Source organism: Anaerosporobacter mobilis DSM 15930 (assembly GCF_900142955.1).
GTDB classification, from domain to species: Bacteria; Bacillota; Clostridia; order Lachnospirales; family Lachnospiraceae; genus Anaerosporobacter; species Anaerosporobacter mobilis.
The window spans coordinates 77,144-98,663 of the sequence record NZ_FRCP01000017.1 but is presented as its reverse complement, the minus strand read 5'-3'; the positions used below and the strand labels follow the sequence as shown (position 1 = coordinate 98,663).

General features: G+C 29.3%; 20 protein-coding genes. All 20 read left to right on the top strand.

The window, feature by feature from the left end:
* Positions 1–158 precede the first annotated feature (158 nt).
* The 20 genes from BUB90_RS16465 to pseC all read left to right on the top strand — a co-directional run bounded on the left by BUB90_RS16465 (position 159) and on the right by pseC (position 21,455).
* Positions 159–1,376, top strand: coding sequence for a CDP-glycerol glycerophosphotransferase family protein (locus BUB90_RS16465; RefSeq protein WP_073289539.1), 1,218 nt, complete (start codon positions 159–161; stop codon positions 1,374–1,376).
* Positions 1,377–1,407: 31 nt separating this feature from the next.
* Complete coding sequence (locus tag BUB90_RS16460; protein WP_073289538.1) at positions 1,408–3,231, top strand: hypothetical protein; 1,824 nt, start codon at positions 1,408–1,410, stop codon at positions 3,229–3,231.
* Between the two features lie 3 nt (positions 3,232–3,234).
* A complete protein-coding gene (locus tag BUB90_RS16455) occupies positions 3,235–4,329 on the top strand; it encodes a pyridoxal-phosphate-dependent aminotransferase family protein (RefSeq protein ID WP_207650251.1) in 1,095 nt (364 codons plus the stop codon).
* 8 nt (positions 4,330–4,337) lie between these two features.
* Positions 4,338–5,084: a class I SAM-dependent methyltransferase gene (locus tag BUB90_RS16450; RefSeq protein WP_073289537.1), complete on the top strand. Its 747-nt coding sequence runs from the start codon at positions 4,338–4,340 to the stop codon at positions 5,082–5,084.
* 17 nt (positions 5,085–5,101) lie between these two features.
* Entirely contained in the window at positions 5,102–5,842 is a 741-nt protein-coding gene (locus tag BUB90_RS16445) for a phosphocholine cytidylyltransferase family protein (RefSeq protein ID WP_073289536.1), read from the top strand.
* Positions 5,843–5,945: 103 nt separating this feature from the next.
* Complete coding sequence (locus BUB90_RS16440) at positions 5,946–7,760, top strand: hypothetical protein (protein WP_073289535.1); 1,815 nt, start codon at positions 5,946–5,948, stop codon at positions 7,758–7,760.
* Positions 7,761–7,783: 23 nt separating this feature from the next.
* Positions 7,784–9,385: an SGNH/GDSL hydrolase family protein gene (locus BUB90_RS16435; protein WP_073289534.1), complete on the top strand. Its 1,602-nt coding sequence runs from the start codon at positions 7,784–7,786 to the stop codon at positions 9,383–9,385.
* Positions 9,386–9,423: 38 nt separating this feature from the next.
* Complete coding sequence (gene pseB / locus BUB90_RS16430; protein ID WP_073289533.1) at positions 9,424–10,416, top strand: UDP-N-acetylglucosamine 4,6-dehydratase (inverting); 993 nt, start codon at positions 9,424–9,426, stop codon at positions 10,414–10,416.
* A 48-nt stretch (positions 10,417–10,464) separates the two neighbouring features.
* On the top strand, positions 10,465–11,496 hold the full coding sequence (locus BUB90_RS16425; protein ID WP_073289532.1) for a radical SAM/SPASM domain-containing protein: 1,032 nt from the start codon (positions 10,465–10,467) through the stop codon (positions 11,494–11,496).
* Positions 11,497–11,601: 105 nt separating this feature from the next.
* A complete protein-coding gene (locus tag BUB90_RS16420; protein WP_073289531.1) occupies positions 11,602–13,044 on the top strand; it encodes a class I adenylate-forming enzyme family protein in 1,443 nt (480 codons plus the stop codon).
* Positions 13,041–13,670 carry a hypothetical protein gene (locus BUB90_RS16415; protein WP_073289530.1) on the top strand — a complete coding sequence of 210 codons (630 nt, stop codon included), beginning with the start codon at positions 13,041–13,043 and terminating at the stop codon, positions 13,668–13,670. Before BUB90_RS16420 ends, BUB90_RS16415 begins: the two co-directional genes overlap by 4 nt.
* Before the next feature lie 2 nt (positions 13,671–13,672).
* On the top strand, positions 13,673–14,323 hold the full coding sequence (locus tag BUB90_RS16410) for a cyclase family protein (RefSeq protein WP_073289529.1): 651 nt from the start codon (positions 13,673–13,675) through the stop codon (positions 14,321–14,323).
* Positions 14,324–14,329: 6 nt separating this feature from the next.
* On the top strand, positions 14,330–14,578 hold the full coding sequence (locus tag BUB90_RS16405) for an acyl carrier protein (RefSeq protein WP_073289528.1): 249 nt from the start codon (positions 14,330–14,332) through the stop codon (positions 14,576–14,578).
* An 11-nt stretch (positions 14,579–14,589) separates the two neighbouring features.
* Entirely contained in the window at positions 14,590–15,357 is a 768-nt protein-coding gene (locus BUB90_RS16400) for an AAC(3) family N-acetyltransferase (RefSeq protein WP_073289527.1), read from the top strand.
* Positions 15,358–15,404: 47 nt separating this feature from the next.
* A complete protein-coding gene (locus tag BUB90_RS16395) occupies positions 15,405–16,454 on the top strand; it encodes a 4-hydroxy-2-oxovalerate aldolase (protein WP_073289526.1) in 1,050 nt (349 codons plus the stop codon).
* A 112-nt stretch (positions 16,455–16,566) separates the two neighbouring features.
* Positions 16,567–17,832 carry a DUF4910 domain-containing protein gene (locus tag BUB90_RS16390; RefSeq protein WP_073289525.1) on the top strand — a complete coding sequence of 422 codons (1,266 nt, stop codon included), beginning with the start codon at positions 16,567–16,569 and terminating at the stop codon, positions 17,830–17,832.
* Between the two features lie 210 nt (positions 17,833–18,042).
* Positions 18,043–18,738 (top strand): pseudaminic acid cytidylyltransferase, encoded by a 696-nt coding sequence (gene pseF / locus BUB90_RS16385; protein ID WP_073289524.1) that lies wholly within the window; start codon positions 18,043–18,045, stop codon positions 18,736–18,738.
* A gap of 42 nt (positions 18,739–18,780) precedes the next feature.
* On the top strand, positions 18,781–19,812 hold the full coding sequence (pseI, locus tag BUB90_RS16380) for a pseudaminic acid synthase (RefSeq protein WP_073289523.1): 1,032 nt from the start codon (positions 18,781–18,783) through the stop codon (positions 19,810–19,812).
* Between the two features lie 34 nt (positions 19,813–19,846).
* Positions 19,847–20,308 carry a GNAT family N-acetyltransferase gene (locus BUB90_RS16375; RefSeq protein WP_073289522.1) on the top strand — a complete coding sequence of 154 codons (462 nt, stop codon included), beginning with the start codon at positions 19,847–19,849 and terminating at the stop codon, positions 20,306–20,308.
* Between the two features lie 19 nt (positions 20,309–20,327).
* On the top strand, positions 20,328–21,455 hold the full coding sequence (gene pseC, locus BUB90_RS16370) for a UDP-4-amino-4,6-dideoxy-N-acetyl-beta-L-altrosamine transaminase (protein WP_242952562.1): 1,128 nt from the start codon (positions 20,328–20,330) through the stop codon (positions 21,453–21,455).
* Positions 21,456–21,520 lie beyond the last annotated feature (65 nt).

Sequence of the window (21,520 nt, the reverse complement as noted above, 5' to 3'; positions counted from 1 at the left end):
TCGATAATAGATATGTAATGTAAAATTTTCAAGGATGAGGTTGCTACATATCATGGACGAGTTATAATATAATTAAGTTATATTAAGATTTAATTGTGTCAGGAGGTTATGTTAGTAGCATCTCCTGGCACTTTTTGTCCATTTTTGAGGTATTATGTATGAAAAACATTATTAATAACATTAAATATTGGTCACAGGTATTTTTATTACCTATATATGGTCTTTCATTTCTTATTCCTAGAAAAAAAGATATATGGCTATTAGGAAGTACATTTGGAAGAAGGTTTGCAGATAATCCTAGGTATTTTTATTTGTATCTTAATCAATTCCAGAATGAGAATGTGAAAGCAATTTGGATTAGTAAAAACAAGAAAGTAATTAATTTTTTAAATGAGAATGGATATGAAGCATATTATGCGAGAAATATTAAAGGCATATGGTATTGCTTGAGAGCAAAAGTTTACTTGTACGATAATTATTCAAAAGATATTAGTTTTTGGCTGTCAGGCGGAGCTATAAAAATTAATATGTGGCATGGAATTCCGCTAAAAAAAATTCAAATGGATAATGTACATGATAAAGTTCGACATCCAGATAATGTGTGGAATAAGTTTAAATATCGCTTGAGGAGGTTGTCAGATGAAAAACCATCTGATTATGTATTAACTACTTCTGAGGAATTAAGAAATATTTTTGCATCTGCGTTTAGAACAAATCATGTGTTACCTATAGGATATCCAAGAAATGATATTATAAATTCCAATCAAATTGAGAACATACTGGACTTTGATGAAAAAAAATACTTGAATACTATAGAATCTAGATCATTCAGTAAAACTTTGTTATACATGCCAACTTTTCGAGATAGTGAAATTAAATTTTTTGATAAGATGGATATGATAGATTTAAAAGAATATCTAAAATTAGAAAATGTCTTACTATTGATAAAACTACACCCAAAATCTAAACTTGAAAAAGAGTTTATTAACTTAGAATGTAAAAATATCTGTGTAATAGAATCAAGTTTGGATCCTTATGTATTTTTACCCTATGCAGATGTTCTTATAACAGATTACTCTTCAATTTACTTTGATTATTTATTATTAAATAGACCATTAATATTTTTTAATTATGACATGAAAGAATATTTAAGTAATTCAAGAGAAATGTATTTTAATTATAATGAAGTTACACCTGGGAAAAAGGTTTCTAATTGGCTTGAGTTGAAACAAGCATTAGAAAATATAAAGAATGAATCCGAGTGTAATAAAGAACAGGGTGAACGTAACTTACTTAAGAAAAAAATGTTTATTGAAGAAGATGGTTTATGGTCAGAAAAGCTATATGGTGAAATATGTAAAATTATAAGGATTTAAGAATATTGATTGATAAACAGAGGTGAACTATATGAGTTGGAACTTTAATGAAAAATTAGAGGACATAATTAAAAGGTACAATTTTCAAGCGAGAGCAATTAGTGATAGCAAAATGATTCATAATTTTATTTTAGATTTATTAAGTAGAAGATGTGCGAACAAAAAAACTGCAATATGGGGAGTAGGTAAAAAGAATGCTGTAAATAGCCATTGTGCGGTTATTATTAATAAGTATATTTTGAATTTACCTAAGTTAGAGTATCTAATAGATTCGGATGTTAACTTTCAGGGAGATGTTTTTTTAGGATATCCAATAATTGCACCAGAAGAGGTTATTGATAAAAATATTGAAATCGTAATTATTGCAACAAAAGGAAGCGCTGATTCAATTAAAGATAATTTGAAAAAAGTAGCCCCTAAATGTGAATATATTGATATCTATGGTGAATTAAAAGAAGCTGGTTTTGTAGTTGATTACAATTTTTTTAGTGAACATAATGTATATACTGAGCTATATCGACTGAAGAATAACTATGAGAATACAGCAGATAAAGTAGAAAAAAAAGCCTCTTTACATGAATTAATTGCTCAATATTTAAAGATAAGAGATTTTTATTATGCTTTTTACTTTGCTGATATATATATAAATCAAGAATTTAATGATCGTAAGAATGTAAAGAACATGATTGAAGAGATTAAGGATTTATTGAATAATCTTAAGAACATAACATCGAAAAGAAAAGATGATATTATTATACATTTAATAGACTCATTGAGAGCAATTGACGTTTATAAAACAGATCATGAAGGTAATATAAAGCTTAATATGTTTGAGGAATATCAGGAAAAAGCAGCTATTTTTACACATGCTTATTCTACGGGGCCTGCTACATATGAAAGTATGATTGGTACGATTAAACAAAAACTATCTTTTCAAGAAAATGTATATGAAAATAATAACTTTATGTTTGACTTTGATGAGTTTGATTTGCTGTCAACAATTTGCAAGAAAAAATATCCAATATCTTTTTATGTAGCTAAAGATTATTTAATTATGCGTCCTTCTGATAAAATAAAAAGTGTAGAGCATTTACATATGTGTGAAAAATTATGGGCTGTTATATGTGACATGGCAGATAGTAAAGTACCTACCTTTAATTTTCTGTATTATCCATGGGAGTTACATTTTCCAATGTTAAGTGGTTTTATGCGAAAACCGCCTATAATAAAACAATTTTCTGATGTGGGATTGGAAAAAATGGATGATTTTATACTTGATCAATATGAAGATTGTCAAAATTATATAAGAAATGTATTTCAATTTTATAAAAAATTCTTTTGTGATGATATGTTAACAGTATTTTTTGCAGATCATTCTCAACCTGTATATGATGAATCAAAATCGGTACCTTTTTATATGTATTATAAGGAACCGGATCGAGTTAGTCATGTTACATTTTTCATTAGTAGTAATAAGGTTAAAGCAGGAGTTTATAATAACTTGATAAGTATGCTTGATTTTAATAAAATAATGAAAGAGGTAGTAGAAAGCAATAGAATAGTAATTCCTAATAGGGAAGTTGTTCAGTATCAATATTATTATGTTCAGAATAAGAAACTACGAGATTTAGCAAAAGAAAAAGGATATATGGATTATATCGAGGGAATTAGTTGTTTCTGTACAAAAACAAAGATTTATATAGTAACGGGGACAGGAAAAAAAGAGGTCTATAGATTGGATAATCTTGAAGAAAATATTATTACAACAAGAGAGGGAAAAGAAATTGCTGAATATATTGAGAATAATTATGATACGTCTTTTCCTGATTTTTGGGAAAAAGCAAAGGAAGTGTAATATATGAAATATTCTTCGTATAACAAATTAAATTTTACAGTAGGACCAGTTATGATGGATCCTGATATAAAAAAGATAGGATCGAATAATATACCTTATTTTAGAACACAAGAGTTCTCAGAACTAATGAAAGAAAATGAAAAGTGTATGAAATTACTATTAAGATGTAATGAGAATGGTCGAGTGATATTTCTGACAGGTTCTGGAACATCAGCAATGGAAGCAGCATTGATGAATTCCTTTACTAGGAACGATAAAGTATTGGTCGTAAACGGCGGAGGGTTTGGTGAGAGATTTGTTAAGCTTTGTGATATACACAATATATCTTACACGGAAATAAGACTCAGATATGGTGAAAGTCTAAAAACGACTCATTTAGAACCTTACGAAAGCAAAGGATATACTGGGTTTATAATAAATATGCATGAGACCTCAACAGGAGTCTTGTATGATATGCCTTTAGTGAGTGAGTTTTGTAAAAGAAATAACTGCTTTTTATTAGTGGATGCCATTAGTTCGTTTTTAGCTGATGAAATTAAAATGGAGGAATGGGGAATTAATCTATTAATAACAGCTAGTCAAAAAGCTTTAGCCTTGCCACCAGGAATAGCTATCATCGTTATGAATGTTGATGCAGTTGATAGAATTAATAAAAATAAAGTACAATCTTTATATTTTGATTTAAAAGAATATTTAATAAATGGCGAAAGAGGACAAACACCATTTACACCAGCAGTGGGTACCCTAATACAAATGAACAAACGTCTATTAGATTTGCGTCATAAAGGTATAGAAAAGCAAATATGTACTGTAAGAAAAGTAGCAGAGGATTTTAGAAAAAAAATTAAATTGTTACCTTTTGAAATTCCATCAGATAGCCTTTCTAATGCTGTAACACCTCTAAGACCACTAGGTAAACTGGGAGCAAACGACATCTTTAATAGATTAGAAACCGAGTATGGTATATGGGTATGTCCTAATGGGGGAGAGTTAAAAGATTCTCTTTTTAGAGTTGGACATATAGGAAATATAAGTATTGAAGATAATGATAAACTAATACAAGCATTAATAGATATGAAAAATAAAAACATATTGTAGGTGAAGTTATGGAGAATAGAGTTTCTGGAAATAAAATAGATATAAGCTATGAAAATACTTTAGAGTTTTTTGAACATAGAGGGAATGGTAAAGAGTTGAAACATAAGTATAACTATGTACTATTTCAAGATGAAAATCCTGAGTTAGCGATACTACGTGACTCACAGGAAAAACAAAAAATAAGTAATCTTCTAACATGGAATAAGGAGGAGATGTTACTAGATATTGGATGTGGAATTGGTAGATGGGGAGAGTTTATATTAGAAAGAGGGGTTCGCTACATTGGTATTGATTATAGTAAAAATTTACTTAATATAGCGAAGAAGAATTTGGAGTCATATAACAATAAGAAATTAATTCATGGATCTTTTCAAGAGATTTTATCTTGCTTAAGTAAGGAAGAAGAAAATACTAAATTTGATAAGATATTTATAAACGGTGTTATGATGTATTTAAATGACTCTGATTTAAAAAAAGGGCTAGTAGATGTTGCAGCTTTGTGTAAGGAATCTTGTGAGATTTACATAAAGGAGAGTATGGCCTTAGATGAACGACTCACGTTAAACCAAATCTATTCGGAAAGTCTAACACAAAATTATACTGCAATTTATCGTAGTATAAGTGAATATAGAAGATTAATTGAAACAATATTTGGGGAAGATGGTTTTGAAATTGTTAACGAAGGTGCTTTGTTTGAAGAAACTTTGAAAAATCGAAGAGAAACCTTAGACTACTATTTTGTAATAAGACGTTAGTAGAGGGAGGGTAATTTATGAAAGCGTTAATTATGGCAGCTGGTAGAGGAACAAGAATTAGTAGGTATATTGAAGGAAAACCTAAGTGTACTGTCGACATTGGTGGAATCAAGCTAATAGAATATACTATAGAAGAATTACAAAAAAGAGGAGTAACTGAAATTGCAATGGTACTTGGTTACCGTGCTGAAATATTAGAAGAGTTATTAAAAGAATACCCTATTAAGTTTTACTATAATTATTTTTATGATGTTACAAATAGTATTGCGTCTACATGGTTTGCTAAAGATTTTATTGATGATGATATACTTTTGTTAAACGCAGATGTATTTTTAGAGCCAAAACTTTTAGATGCGATTTTTTTGGAAGATAAAAGTCCGATATTATTTTCTGATAGTACGAGAAAGGAAGAAGCAGATTATAAATTCTATTATGAGGATAATCAATTAATCAAGTTTGGAAAAGAACTTGAGGGAGAAGATATATCAGGAGAATATGTAGGTGTTGCAAAAATTAATAAAGAGTTTTTACCTTGTTTTCATAAGCGCTTAGAAGAATTAATTAGATCGAATAAACATTTTATGTGGTGGGAAGATGTTTTGTACTCTTATGTAGGTGAAAAGGAAATATATGTTCGTGATGTTATAGGAAGGTTTTGGGCTGAAGTAGATTTTATTGAAGATTATGAGCGAATATTACAGTATCGTGGATATAGTGTGAACTATAATATTACAATTGAACGTAATTTAAGAGTCTGAAAATACTAAATTAAAATATCTTTATATATTTTTTGAAGGTTTATTTTTAATAGTATGAACTGATAGAAAAAAGTAAGTGATTGTATTTTATAAAGGAGGTTATATGAAGGTTGAATTAAACGTTGATGCAATAGTAAGTAAAATACCAATGCCAAGAACAGAAAAAACAATAGTTTGTTTTGGTGCAGGTACAGCTGGAGAAATACTATTAAAAAATTTACCTACTAACTATAGAATTAATTATTTTGCAGATAATGATAAAAAAAAATGGGGAAAAAAGATAGAAGATGTAGTAATTATTAATCCAAACGAAATTGTATCAATGCATAATGTTTTTGTTGTTATAGTAAGTAGACATATATTATCGATAAAAAGACAGCTTGAAGGCTATGGTTTGAGAGAAGACGTTGATTTTGTTAATATATATTCAGATTTTGAAAAATATTTCTTATATACTAAGGCGATTAATACATCACTTGATTATATCAATTTTGTAAAAACGATAAAACCAGAAAAATTAGAAAAACAGCATGGTAATTACGATAAAATTGGTATTGTAGTCTTTGGTGAATTAACGATGCAAAAAATGTTTTTCCAGATAACATTATACTTAATCTTAAAAATGAAAAATTATAACGTTGATTTAATTTTGGATTTTGTTGGAAATTTTTCCGATATAAATAATTTTGAAGGTTTAACTGAATTCATGAAAGAGCTAATAAAAGAAACTTTGAATAATATTAAGAATATTTATAAGAGCGTTAATTATGTTTGTTTAGAAGAAACGTGTATGGAATTGACAGAAAGTGACTATAAAGAAATTAATAAAAATGTGCGTGATACAGCAAACCATTATTGTGCTTACGTGGGATATAAACGTGCAATTAATCATATAGATAAAGAAAAAGAGCAGATAATAAGAAAAGAAATTAAAAAGCATGTTATGTCGATTAAAGCTTTTTTAACAAACAATGAATATCAGACAATTGCTGTTAGGTTTGGAGTGATAGATCGAGGTTGGGATTACACATACCTTGGTCATTCTTTGGGCATACGAGTACCTAGTTATGATGCTGATTGTTGGTCAACTGATTATCCAGCCTGTTGGCATTATGATCTTAAGAATAAATTAAGTTTAAATAATCTTAGATTATCTGAATTTAGCAGATTAGGAGAAGAACTATTTAATAATAGAAAAATCCTAAATGAAGGTATAGAAGGTTTTAAACAACTTGTAAAGTATAATGAGTTCGATAGTGATATAAAGTATGATATCTTAATTCCGTTAAACTTAATGTTCGATGGAGCGGTTTTGGGTTTAGATAAAATATTTTCTTCACCTGAAGAGTGGATAATTGAGACTGTAGATTATCTTTATAGAAATACGAATGCGAAAGTCCTAATAAGAGAAAGTCCTGCAGCACCGCCTTTATTACAACTTAATTATTCTAGTTATGCAGATTTATTATCTCAATACATAGATGGAGAAAGAATAATTTATTCGAGCAAGAATGAAATGGTGAATATATATAATCTTATTGAAAACAGTAAAGTAATTTTACCGTTTTCATCTACTATAGGTATTGAAGCTGCAATAATGAATAAACCTGTAATACTTCATACAAGTTGTTTTTATGAAAATGAAGAGTTTGTAATTAATTCTGATTCCAAGCGTAATTATTTCGATAATATAGAGAGAGCTTTACGTATGAAGAATTACACATGCAAAGAAAGAGAAAAAGCTTTGGCATTGTTTTATATAATACGCAGTGGAATATTAAGTAATAAGTCCAAATTTCAAGAGTCGGAGCTGCAGTGGATATCTGGCGAATTCGATAAAGAATGTGATAAAAATACAATTAATAATATGGTAAATGTAATTGCAGAAAACAAATTGTATAATATTCATTTGATATGATTATTATAACATGGAGGTGAATTATGAAATTCTCATATGAAGTTAATAGAAAAAATGTTGATGGTAAGGAGTTTTCTATTTTTGGATTGGGTTATGAGAGTTTGGAGATATTTTTCTATTGTTTACAACTAGGGATTAGAGTTAAAAAATTTGTAGTGGATTATCAAAGCGATGGAATTAAGTGTTTTTTTAGGGAGGTTATTACGTTACAGGAGTATTGTGTCTGTAATACTGACGATGATCATCTAATAGTCCCTAAAAGTGTTTATAATTATTTAATTACAAAGAATAGTTTGAAGGTAATAGAACTGGAAGATATTATTATTCCGTACATTCTTGGTGAAAATGAAGTTATAATTAATGATGAAAATTATCGGATATTAGAAAAAGAACTTTCGAATTCAAATATGGAAATTGTTATGGATACTTTAAAGTGGCGAAAAAAATTAATTGTATCTGACGGTAAAATGATTAGTAAAAATTCTGTGTTTGACATGACTAAAAGTATATTGGAAGGTAAAAAATTTGCTGCAATAGGTTCGCTAAGTGAACTGGAAATAATGAAACAATTTTTTGAATTTTTAAATATAACATGTATATATTGTAATGATATTGAAGATATAATTAACTTAGGAGGAGCAGAAAATCAATATGAAATATTGTATTATGATAATATAGATAATTTAATTAATGAGCGGATTATAAAAAAAGGCTATGAAGTAAAGAATTTCCTAAAATATTCTATGCATGAAACATACAATAGAGAAACTGTTATGGATATTAACCTTGGTTATAGCTTTCGATATAAAGTTTCAGAATATGCAGTGGGTTTTAAAGAATATGGGGATTATAAACAAGCAAAATATAAGATTATCGCGATGGGAAATTCAACTACCGATGCCGGAAGCGGTAGTGGTGATGAAAGTTGGCCGTGTTATTTATATAAATTATTAGATAAGATTTTCCCGAATCAGATATCGATATTGAATGCTGGCGCAGCTGGATACAATATTTCACAAGAATTTGTTAAGTTTATTAGAGATGTGTCTGTTTTAAAACCTAACCTGGTAATTTCATATTCTGGTTGTTTAAATATTGCGGAAAAACACAAAGAAAAGACGGAATTTATTTCGAGTTGGCAGAGTATGGTAGGTAAAATGAGCACAGTTATCGAAAATAACAGTATAGAGTTTAGTAATATTGATAGAGAAAATAAGTGTTTTGGAATTCCGTATTATGGAAGTAAATATAGTTATTTTATTGATCAGGCAAAAATGCTTCACGCTGCGGCTACATCTATAGGTATTGATTATTACTGTTTTTTGCAGCCGATTATCTACACTAAAAAAGAATTGTGTTTACAAGAAAAAGAAAAATTAATATATTATCATTCTATTCATATTAACAAGCAAGTAAAAGAGTTTATGCAGGAGTATCGATTAGATAAGAACCAATATGATTGGTTAATTGATTTTACAGGATTATTTGATGATTTTGATAATGTCTATAAAGATTTGTACCATGTGTATGGATTTGCGAATAAAATAATTGGACAAGGTATATTGGATTTTCTTAAAAGAAATTACTCATTGTTTAGTAAGATAATTGAACATTGTACCATATAGCAATAAAATTGAAATTAAAAATACTTGGAGGCGCAACGATGTTAAACGGAAAAAATATATTGATTACTGGAGGAACAGGATCCTTTGGTAAAAAGTTTCTAGAAATGATATTTAAGAGATACAATCCAAACAAAGTAATTATATATTCAAGAGATGAATATAAGCAAAGCGTTATGAAGACGGAATATGCGGATAAAGTTGATATGTCTAAAGTTAGATTCTTTATTGGTGATGTTAGAGATAAGGATAGATTATTTAGAGCCTTCGAGAATGTGGATTACGTAATTCATGCAGCAGCAATGAAACAAGTTCCAACATGTGAATACAATCCAATGGAAGCAGTAAAGACGAATATACATGGAGCACAGAATGTTATTGATGCGGCATTGGATAGAAATGTAAAAAGAGTTGTTGCTTTATCTACAGACAAAGCTGTTAATCCTATTAATTTATATGGAGGGACAAAGTTAGTTTCAGATAAATTATTTATAGCAGCAAATGCATACACAGGTTATAAAGATACACGGTTTTCAGTTGTTAGATATGGGAATGTCGCAGGGAGTAGAGGCTCAGTTATTCCTATATGGAACAAAATAATAGATGATGGTGGAAAAGTTCTTGGTGTTACAGATATGCGTATGACTCGTTTTTGGATTACACTTGAACAAGGAGTTGAATTAGTGTTTAAAGCTTTAGAGGAATCAAAAGGTGGAGAGACCTATATTTCTAAAATACCATCATTTCATATAGGAGATTTAGCTAAAGCAATGAAAGAAGATTGTGAAATTAATGAATTTGGTATACGTGAAGGTGAAAAACTTCATGAAGTTATGGTAACTAAGGATGATTCGTGGACAACATATGAATACGCTAAACATTATATTATCTATCCTCATTATGAGTGGGCTGATTTGCAAAGAGATATTTTACCAGGTGGAAAAAAGGTAGAGGAAGGATTTGAGTATAGCTCTGGAACAAATAGAGAGTGGCTTACAGTAGAACAGTTACGTTCGGCATTAAAGTCCATTTAATAAAAATATTATTGATTATTGTTTGGTGAATAGAATTAGGAGGGCTTTATGTCAATTACGGATAAAATTAATAGTCAAATTATTGTTGATAATGATCTATACCCATCATATATTGGGCGTACACTTAATATAGAAATAACTAGTCAATGTAATGAGAGGTGTATATATTGTCAATATTATGCAAAAGGATCACATAAAAATAAAAGAGTAATAGACGATGAGTTCTTTTATCGAATTACAAAGGAAGCATATGATTTGGGAATAACGGATGTAGGATTATATATAACAGCTGAGCCGTTAATGAATCCTAAAGTATATGATTATGTGCATTACTTAAAACATATAATAGGTTTTAAGTATGTATACATATCAACAAATGGAATACTTTTAACTCCTAAAAATCTAGAAAAATTGGCGGCAGCAGGAATCGATAGTATTAAGTTTTCTGTAAGTGGTTCAAACCCAGAAACCTTTGAAAAGCATCATGGAATTAATGCATTTTCAAGAGTATATGAGAATATCAAATATGCGTATCAGTATAGAAAAGAAAAAAATCTGAACTATAAGTTATACATGTTCTCGATACTAACTGAATTCAATAAAAATGAAAAGAAAGAAATAGAAGCTACTTACGGACCTTATGTTGATGAGTTGGTTATCTCAAATGTTATTGCTAACAGAAGTGTTAAAGGGGTTAAGGAATATTTATGCTTAAAGGAAGAAGATTATTCTATAACACATGATTTGGTAGGAAAATTACCATGTAAGTCGTTATTTAATAGAATTACAATTAATGAAAAAGGGGATTTATTGGCTTGTTGCTTTGATGTAACAAGTAATTTAACCGTTATTGCAGACCTAAATAATACAAAACTAAAAGATGCTGTATATAGTAAGGAATTTGTGGAATTAAGAAGAAAACATATAGAAAATAAAATTGAAAATACTATATGTAATTTTTGCTTAAGAGGTATTAAAGAGAATATATATTCTATGGTAGATAATATGAATATTAATAGTAGCAAGATTCAAGAGATAGATTTATCAAGTGAAATTAAGAGCAGATTTGACATTGTGTAATTGCTGTAATTGATATTGCAAAAAGTAAAATTAATTAAAGTACAGCAGTTTAAATCAAATACGGCTATTACAATTGTATTATTAATATTGATGGGAGTAATTTAAATGTACAAAGAAGAAATTAATAAACAATATATACTTAAACTAATTAACAATTTAGACATGGATTCAATTTTTGTAGTAGATAGTATTAACAATAAGCAATATACGTATAGAAAATTATTTTCCTTAGCTTATGAAATATCTCTAAAACAAAGGAAATGCGGTGTTGATAAGTATATTGTGTTATTAGATAATAGTATAGAATTGTTTTTATTTTATTTCTCAAGTCTTTTCAGTAACAAAATAATAATACCGCTAGATCCATTAAAACAAGATGATGAAGTAAATAAAATAATTCAAACACACGATGATAGTATACTTGTTAATATCAATAATGTTAATGAGTTTATGAACTTTGAAGACATGAAAGAATTAACAAATAAAATGATTTTTTATTATATAAGAAATATGGATGTTGATAAGTCATATTTAATAACATATACATCTGGTAGTACAGGAAATCCCAAAGGAGTAGTTCACTCAGCTTTTAACCTGTTTTATGCAGCTATAATAATGGGTAAAAGTTTAAAGTATACGGACAATTGTGTGTTTGGGCATATTATGCCAATGACATATATGGCTGGAATCTTAAATTCAATTTTCATGCCATTTATCATGAAATCAAAGATAGTTATAATGAATAGATTTACAGCAGAACAAGCATTGCATTTTTGGAAAAATGTTATGAGTTATAGTATAAATACATTTTGGTTTTCGCCTACAATGTTACATGTTTTATTATATATGGATAAAAAAGGACAAGTTAAAAATTATTTTGCAAGTAATAAACCTATTATATCGGTAGGCACAGCGCCACTAAGTTTAGAACTTAGAAATAAATTCGAAAATAAATATGATGTAAAATTATTGCAGAGTTATGGTTTATCGGAAACATTATTTATTTCTACGGAATGTAATGATGATGAAATTAAAGATAGCAGTGTAGGAAAAATTCTTGATAATGTGATTATAAAATTTGATAGTGATAATCAGATTTTAGTTAAGGTACCATGGCTTATGAAGGGATATTATGATTGCAATATGTCGGACTATATGATAGATGACTTTTATAAAACTGGAGATTTAGGGGTTATTAGCGATAATAAATTATTTATAAAAGGAAGAAAAAAGGATTTAATAATAAAGGGTGGTATAAATATTAGTCCTAGTGATATAGAAAATAAAATAATATCAATAAGTGATGTAAGTGATTGTTATATAGCATCAATAATATCAAATAATGAAGAAAGAATTGTATGTTGGTATAAATCAAATAAAATATTATTGGAAAGCGAAATAAATGATATTATAGTTAAAGAGTTGGGTAAATACTATAAAGTTGACTATTTTATGAAAATGACTGAAATTTATAAGAATCTAAATGGTAAGGTTGATAAAAACAAATTAATATCTTCATTTTATAAACAGTTTAGAGGTGAAGAATGATAGTAAAATTCGATCATATAACGTATACGTGTGCAACTGCTTACGAGGATGACGTAAAGAATATGCTCCCTCAATATAAAGTTAAGTTTAAAGAAAAAAATCTTTTTAATATCGAAATAAAAAATGAATTAATGAATAAAAAACAAAAATATCATAATATTACAATGCTATATAAAGATAAGGGATTACCAATTGAATTAACAACTTATGACAGCTGTGAAGTAGATAGCAATGTATTTAATCTATCAGATACAGTCATAAGTATTAATACAGCAAATAAAGAAAAAACGGAAATATTACTAAGTGATTTAGGATTTAATAAAGAAACAAATAATTCTGATAGATGGGTATTGCATCCAATATTAGATAACGTAGATATTTTAGTTGAAATAAAAGAAAATAATTCAGAGGTAATCAGTTATTTAGATGCTAATGGATTTACATCGATAGCATTTATTGTTATAAATAGTAGCAAATACAGACAGAGATTACTTAAATTAGGTTATCAAGTATCGGAGATAAATCAACTTATAGTTAATAATAAAGAATTAAGTATATTCTTTTTGATTGGTTATTCAGGTGAAATTATTGAGTTTATTAGTATAAAAAATAATGAGGGGATATAAAGATGAATGTTATTGATTTAACCATTACAGTGGATAATGAATGTTTAACTTGTGGAACTTCTTGGCATCAGAAACCTATGTTAGAAAAAATAGGAACAATAAATTCTGTTGGAAGAAATACAAGTCGAATAGTTTTAGGAAGTCATACAGGAACGCATATGGATGCACCACTACATTTTTATGATAATACACATGGAATTGATAAAATGGATTTAAATTTATTAATTGGAGAAATTGAAATAGTTGATTTTACTAATTTGGATAGGAACACATATGTTACGTTGGATATGGTAAAACAGATTAACATTAAAAAAAGAATGCTTTTTATATTTGGGTGGTATAAATATTGGAAGACAGAACAATATTACAATGGGTTCCCATATTTTGATATGGAAGCGGCTAATTATTTGATTGAGAATGGTATGAAATTAATTGCACTTGATACCCCATCACCAGATGCCAATAATGCAATATATGAAAAAAATGATTCACCTGTTCATAAAAAACTTTTACAAAATAACGTAGTGATTATTGAGTATCTAACTAATACGGCAACTATTGATATTAATAAGCAATATGAAATTGTAGCGTTACCATTAAAGTTGAAAGATATTGATGGTTCTCCGGCAAGAGTAGTTTTGATAGAAAGGTAGATAGAGATGGACGTAAAGAAATGGATAGTAGATTGGTTTTGCAAAAATACAGATGCAAATGAAAAGGAATTAGAAAAAAATATTAATGAAAATTACTTTAATCTTAATTATATCGATTCTTTTCAATTTATTCAATTAATTTCCGATATTGAGGATGAACTTCAAGTCGAATTTGATAATACACAATTTGAAGACCGTAACTTCGCAACAATTCAAGGGCTAATTGATGCAATTAAGAATAGTGTTGAAGAGTAGAGGATAATAATATGGATAATTACAATTATGAAGATTTGTTAATTGCATTAAATGATGTTGGCCTAAAAAGGGGGGATACGGTATTTATTCATTCAAATTTAGGGTATTATGGTAAAATGCAAAACGTTAAAACTGCTTCTGATTTATGCAACGAATATGTTAGGGCATTTAATGAGATATTAGGTAATGAAGGAACCATTATAGTTCCTTCGTTTACATACTCTTTTTGCCATAATGAAGTATTTAATGTACAAGAAAGTGTATCTAGTTGTGGTATGTTATCAGAATATATAAGGAAATTAAATATTAATCAGAGATCTAGAGATGCAAATTTTTCAGTATGTGGTTTTGGTAAAAAAATTAATGATTTAATAAAAGATATTCCTAATGAATCATTTGGTCTTAACTCTATATGGGATAGAATGATGGATGTTGATGGAAAAATATTATGTATGAATTTTGATAGTGGATCTACATTTGTACACTATGTAGAACAACAAAAAAATGTAACATATCGTTATAAAAAAGCTTTTAATGGGATGATGGTAGATGGTGGGGAAATAAGACGAGATTATTTTGTCCATTTTGTTTATGATTTAGAAAAACTTGAAGATGCGCCTGATTTTCGAAAGCTGGATTTAGCTTGTAAACAAGAGGGGGTCAGTAAAACAGTTAATTTGGGTAAAGGCAATATGAAATTAATGAATTGCCGGGAATATTATAATTTAATTGCAGATAATCTAAAGTCAGATCCAAGATTTCTTACTATTAAAAATTAAACTTTATAAAATAAAAAGGTTATTCTTTATTAAAGAGGATGAATAAAATGAAAAAGATAAATATAATGGATGTTACATTGAGAGATGGAAGCTATGCTATAAACTTTCAATTTTCATGTGCAGATGTTATGATGATCGGTGGAGCTTTAGATAAATTGGGATATAATTATATAGAAATTGGTCATGGAATGGGATTAGGTGCAAGTAGCCCTAAAAATGGTCAATCTTTAAATTCTGATGAAGAATATTTAAAGAGCGCACAAAGAAGTATAAAAAATGCAAAATATGGGGTTTTTTGCATCCCTGGGGTTGCATCATATGGTGATATCGAAAAAGCAGCGAGCCTTGGCATGAAATTTATACGAATTGGAACTAATGTTGATGAGATTAAGAAATCGGAACCTTATATAAAGATAGCTAAAAGTTATGGTTTAGAAGTTATGGCAAATTATATGAAATCATATGCATTAGCACCAGAAAAGTTTGCTGAACAAGTTGCTATTTCACAAAGCTACGGAGCAGATGTTGTTTATATTGTTGATTCAGCTGGAGGAATGTTACCTTATGAGATAGAAAACTATTATAATGCTATAAGAAAAGTGTCTGATATTAGACTAGGTTTTCATGCTCACAACAACTTGGGTTTAGCATTGTCTAATAGTATATTCGCAGCAAGTATTGGAATTGAAATGATAGATTGTTCATTGCAAGGATTAGGAAGAAGTGCAGGAAATGCTTCTACTGAATTATTCACTATTTGTATGCAGAAATATGGTTATGATTTAGATATCGATTATAAAAAATTATTAATGGTAAGTAATAAATTAGTTCGACCATTTGTTAAAAAAACAGGTATTGATCCAATAGATACTATATGTGGAGTAACTTCATTTCATACAAGCTATTTACATACAATTCATAAGCAGTCAGCTATTATGGGATGTAATCCTTTAGAATTAATTGAAGAGTATAGTAAAATTGATAAAATTGGTATGGATACTGAAAAACTTGCCACTATATCTAAAGCGTTGCAAGTGGATTATAACAGTTTGTATAATTTAAATTTTACTAATTATTTTGGAAATGAACAACTGTAATATTTGATGTATTTCTTGTTAAAAAGTATTATAGTTATTATGGCTGTATTTCTGAATAAATACAAATGTTTAGAATAATGTGAAAAATAAAATTATCGAAGGAATTGAAAAAATGTATCAACTAGCAAAAAAGTTATTTCCCATATGTAGAAGTTTAACAGGAAATGGGGTTAGGGAAACACTAGCCATTTTAAAGACAGAGTATAGCGATTTAAATATATATGAAGTGCCCTCAGGAACACAGGTATTTGATTGGACAGTACCAAAAGAATGGAATATAAAAGATGCTTATATTGAAACTTCAAACGGAGAAAAAATAATTGATTTTAAAGAAAATAATCTTTATGTAATGGGATATTCGAATCCTATGGACTGCTATCTTAGCCTTGACGAGTTGAATAAAATAATATATACGCAACCTGATCAACCTGATGTAATTCCATATGTAACTTCGTACTATAAAGAGCGTAGTGGTTTTTGTATGTCCGAGAATCAAAAAAAATTATTGAAAGAAGATAATTATCATTGTGTTATTGACAGTGAGCTCAAGCAAGGAAGCTTAACTTATGGAGAAATCATCATTAAAGGTGAAACACAAGAGGAAGTGTTATTATCTACTTATATATGCCACCCATCAATGGCTAATAATGAAGTATCTGGACCTTGTGTTACAATTGCATTGGCTAAGTGGATTAAAACCTTAAAAAAGAGAAGGTATACTTATAGAATTATATTTGTACCTGAAACAATTGGATCAATTACTTATTTGAGTAGAAATCTTGATATAATGAAAAAAAATACCATAGCTGGATTTGTCTTATCTTGTGTAGGAGATGATAGAACATACTCTTACGTTGAGACAAAATATGGAAAAACATTAACTGATAAATTATTAGAGAATGTATTAGGGTTTCATTATCCTGAATATCAAAAATATAGTTTTTTGCACAGAGGATCCGATGAGAGACAATTTAATGCACCAGGTATTGATTTACCTGTATGTGCCGTATGTAGGTCAAAATATGGAGAATTTAAAGAATACCATACATCAGCAGATAATTTGGAACTTATATCAGAAAAAGGACTACAAGGAACATTTGAATTAATGAAAAAGTGTATTAATGCTTTAGAATATAATTATAAGTATAGAGTTACTTGTCTTTGTGAACCGCAACTTGGTAAAAGAGGCTTGTATCCGACTATAAGTCAGAAAGGTACTTATAATAAGATAAAAGCATTAACTAATTTTATTGCATATGCAGATGGTCATAATGATTTAATTGATATTAGTAATATAATAAATGTTGCTATTGATGAACTAATAGAAATAGTTGATAAGTTAATTGACAATAATCTCTTAAAGAAAATGGATGTATAATAAAGGATACTGCGATTATATGTCGGATGATGAGTATGAGAAAACTAAAGAAATGAGCCATTAAGTTTTGAAAAATATGTGATTCAGAAACAACTTTCATGAATTGATGCGACCATTTATGACGAAAAAAGATTTAGATGATGTTATTGAAGCATTTCATAAAGTAGCAAAAAAATTGGATGAACTTCGCTAAGTAGAAAGGATATTGATATGAAGAAGAAATGTTTAGCTATCATAACTGCCAGAGGTGGTAGTAAGAGAATTACCAGAAAAAACATTAAAGAATTTTGTGGAAAACCAATTATTCAATATTCGATTGAAGCTGCAATTGAAAGTTCTATTTTTGATGAAGTAATGGTATCAACAGAAGATTTAGAGATTAAAAAAATTGCTGAGGAATGTGGCGCAATGGTACCTTTTACACGCTCACAAGAAACTTCAGGTGATATGGCAATGACACATGAAGTCCTTTTAGAAGTATTAGATGAATATAAAAAACTGGGAATAACATTTGAGTATGTTTGTTGTATTTATCCAACTGCTCCGTTTATTACAGCGGCTAGATTAAGAGAAAGCTATGAAAAATTAGTACTATCAAAAGCTGACGCGGTTATACCAATCGTGGCGTATTCTTTTCCTCCTCAGAGATGCTTTGTTTTAAAAGATGATAAATTAGAATTTAAATGGCCAGAAAATCGTCTATTACGTTCGCAGGATCTGGAAAAATGGTATCACGATTGTGGTCAATTTTATTTTATGAATACAGAAAGATTTTTAGATACGCATAATTTAATAATGGAGAATACATTACCTATTATTATTGATGAAATGGAAGTTCAGGACATTGATAATTATGTGGATTGGGAATTAGCAGAATTAAAATATAGAATGCGTATATCAAAATAGGTGTCTCTAGGGAATAATATTTTGAATTGGAGTAAAGAAAATATGAAATTACAAGATAAAATAAAAAATCAAGAGACTTATATTATTGCTGAGATGTCTGCTAATCATGCTGGAAGTTTAGATCGAGCGAAGGAAATCATTTATGCAGCAAAAGAATCGGGAGCAGATTGTATTAAAATACAAACTTATACTGCTGATACGATCACAATGAATTGCAGTAATAAATATTTTCAGATAGACAGCGGAACTTGGAAAGGAGAGAATCTATATTCTCTTTATCAGAAAGCTTATACTCCGTGGGAGTGGCAACCAGAATTAAAGGAAGTTGCTGATAAGATTGGAATTGATTTTTTCTCTACACCTTTTGATAAAACAGCAGTTGATTTTTTAGAAGAGATGGGAGTAGAGTTTTACAAAATTGCGTCCTTTGAGGTAGTAGACATACCATTGATTGAATATGTTGCTTCTAAAGGAAAACCAATTATAATGTCTACAGGTATGGCTACATTATGTGAAATAGAAGATGCGGTGAATGCGGTACGTAGTCAGGACAATAATCAATTGGCATTATTACACTGTGCAAGCGCATATCCAGCTATTACTGATGAGATGAATCTGAAGACGATGGTAAATATGAAGGAAATATTTAATGTTCCAGTTGGTCTTTCTGACCATTCAATGGGGTCATTGGGTGCAGTTGCAGCAGTTTCAATGGGAGCGTCTATTATAGAAAAACATTTTTGTATAAGTAGAGATAACAATAATCCAGATTCTTCGTTTTCAATGGAAGCAAATGAATTTGCTACGATGGTTAATGAGATACGCGCTGTGGAGATGGCTATTGGAAAAGTAAAATATGGGCCAACTAAACAAGAGGAAGGTAATTTGAGATTCCGAAAATCGATATTCGCTGTAAAAGATATTAAGGCAGGGGAACAGTTAAGTGCTGATAATATCCGTGTTATTCGTCCAGGTGCTGGCTTGAAACCAAAGTTTTATAATGAGGTAATTGGAAAAGTTGCTCGATATGATATTAGTGAGGGTACTCCAATTAGATTCGAAAGTGTTGAATAAATAATATTATATTAATTTTGAAATGGAGTATCATATGGAAGGCCTACTAGAATTCAAAAGATTTAGTATAGATGATATCAATATATTATATAATTGGGCTAATGATCCTGAAACTAGAATGAATTCATTTCATTCTGATAAGATTGTATATGATGAACATGTAAAGTGGTGTGAGACGAGATTAGATGTAGATAACATAGCAATATATATTGTTTATAAAAATGATATTCCTGTAGGACAACTTAGGTTAGAGTATGTCGATAAAAAAGCATATATTAGTTATAGTGTTGATAAGAGATATCGTGGTATAGGTCTAGGGAAAAAAATTATTGAATCTATCGAAAAAAACGAACTATATAAAGGACATCATATTATTGAACTTATTGGTGAAGTAAAGGAAGATAATCTTGCATCACAAAAAGTATTTGAATATTGTTTATATACAAAGTATTCAAAAAATAATCGTATCGTATTTGTAAAAAGATTAATAAAATAGTTAGATAGGAGATGATAAAGTGCATATCCCATACGGAAGACAATCAATTGATGATGATGATATTAAGGCAGTTGTAGAAACCTTGCGATCGGATTTTCTTACTACAGGACCCAAAGTTCATGAGTTTGAACAGTGTGTAGCGGAGTATGTTGGGGCCAAATATGCTGTTGCTATTTCTAATGGAACAGCAGCATTGCATGCTGCGTGTTATGCAGCAGGAATTGGAGAAGAGGATGAAGTAATTACAACACCAATTACTTTTGCAGCTTCTGCTAACAGCATTATTTATTGTGGTGGAAAACCGGTATTTGCAGATATTAATCCGATTACCTATAACATAGATCCAGAAGATATTAAGCGAAAGATAACAAATCGCACAAAGGCAATCATAGCAGTTCATTATACAGGACAACCTTGTGATATGGAGGCAATTCATGCCATAGCAAAAGAATATAAACTGATTGTAATTGAAGATGCTGCTCATGCATTAGGAGCAGATTACCAAGGAAAAAAAGTTGGTAGTATGTCAGATATGACAACGTTTAGTTTCCACCCAGTCAAGCATATTACAACAGCCGAGGGTGGGATGATTATGACTAATAATAAAGAACTGTATAATAGATTAATGTTATTCCGCACTCATGGAATCACCAGAGATCCAAAGTTGTTGTCAAGAAATGAGGGACCTTGGTACTATGAGCAATTGGAGCTAGGTTATAATTATCGAATTACGGATATACAGTGTGCTCTTGGTATATCGCAGATGCAAAAATTGGACACATTTGTAGCAAAGAGAAGAGAGATAGCAAAGCGTTATGACGAAGCATTTGCTAATATTAAGAATATTATCGTACCAAATCAAAAAGAAGGCTGTAATAATAGTTATCATCTTTATGTGATACAGGTTAAAAATGTTGATAGGCGGTATGTATTCGAAGAATTAAGTGCAGCAGGAATTGGAGTTAACGTACATTATATACCTGTATATACATTCCCATATTATCAGAAGAATGGTTATGATTTGGTAAGGTGTCCACACGCTGAAGAGTTATACAAGCACATAATCAGTATTCCATTGTATCCTGATTTGTCAACAGAAGAACAACAGTATGTAATTGATACGATAATTAAGCTAGTAAATAATTAAGATGGAAAGGTGTAGTACATTAGAAATTCCCTATGGTTGAGGTATGAGATATCTAGTAAGAACTA

What these genes read in the sequence shown, in the direction of transcription:
- BUB90_RS16405 (WP_073289528.1), top strand. Translation starts at nt 14,330, where the DNA reads ATGGACGTAAAGAAATGGATAGTAGATTGGTTTTGCAAAAATACAGAT.
- BUB90_RS16410 (WP_073289529.1), top strand. Translation starts at nt 13,673, where the DNA reads ATGAATGTTATTGATTTAACCATTACAGTGGATAATGAATGTTTAACT.
- BUB90_RS16420 (WP_073289531.1), top strand. Translation starts at nt 11,602, where the DNA reads ATGTACAAAGAAGAAATTAATAAACAATATATACTTAAACTAATTAAC.
- pseF (WP_073289524.1), top strand. Translation starts at nt 18,043, where the DNA reads ATGAAGAAGAAATGTTTAGCTATCATAACTGCCAGAGGTGGTAGTAAG.
- pseI (WP_073289523.1), top strand. Translation starts at nt 18,781, where the DNA reads ATGAAATTACAAGATAAAATAAAAAATCAAGAGACTTATATTATTGCT.
- BUB90_RS16465 (WP_073289539.1), top strand. Translation starts at nt 159, where the DNA reads ATGAAAAACATTATTAATAACATTAAATATTGGTCACAGGTATTTTTA.
- BUB90_RS16440 (WP_073289535.1), top strand. Translation starts at nt 5,946, where the DNA reads ATGAAGGTTGAATTAAACGTTGATGCAATAGTAAGTAAAATACCAATG.
- BUB90_RS16375 (WP_073289522.1), top strand. Translation starts at nt 19,847, where the DNA reads ATGGAAGGCCTACTAGAATTCAAAAGATTTAGTATAGATGATATCAAT.
- pseB (WP_073289533.1), top strand. Translation starts at nt 9,424, where the DNA reads ATGTTAAACGGAAAAAATATATTGATTACTGGAGGAACAGGATCCTTT.
- BUB90_RS16460 (WP_073289538.1), top strand. Translation starts at nt 1,408, where the DNA reads ATGAGTTGGAACTTTAATGAAAAATTAGAGGACATAATTAAAAGGTAC.
- BUB90_RS16445 (WP_073289536.1), top strand. Translation starts at nt 5,102, where the DNA reads ATGAAAGCGTTAATTATGGCAGCTGGTAGAGGAACAAGAATTAGTAGG.
- BUB90_RS16395 (WP_073289526.1), top strand. Translation starts at nt 15,405, where the DNA reads ATGAAAAAGATAAATATAATGGATGTTACATTGAGAGATGGAAGCTAT.
- BUB90_RS16435 (WP_073289534.1), top strand. Translation starts at nt 7,784, where the DNA reads ATGAAATTCTCATATGAAGTTAATAGAAAAAATGTTGATGGTAAGGAG.
- BUB90_RS16425 (WP_073289532.1), top strand. Translation starts at nt 10,465, where the DNA reads ATGTCAATTACGGATAAAATTAATAGTCAAATTATTGTTGATAATGAT.
- BUB90_RS16390 (WP_073289525.1), top strand. Translation starts at nt 16,567, where the DNA reads ATGTATCAACTAGCAAAAAAGTTATTTCCCATATGTAGAAGTTTAACA.
- BUB90_RS16455 (WP_207650251.1), top strand. Translation starts at nt 3,235, where the DNA reads ATGAAATATTCTTCGTATAACAAATTAAATTTTACAGTAGGACCAGTT.
- BUB90_RS16400 (WP_073289527.1), top strand. Translation starts at nt 14,590, where the DNA reads ATGGATAATTACAATTATGAAGATTTGTTAATTGCATTAAATGATGTT.
- BUB90_RS16450 (WP_073289537.1), top strand. Translation starts at nt 4,338, where the DNA reads ATGGAGAATAGAGTTTCTGGAAATAAAATAGATATAAGCTATGAAAAT.
- BUB90_RS16415 (WP_073289530.1), top strand. Translation starts at nt 13,041, where the DNA reads ATGATAGTAAAATTCGATCATATAACGTATACGTGTGCAACTGCTTAC.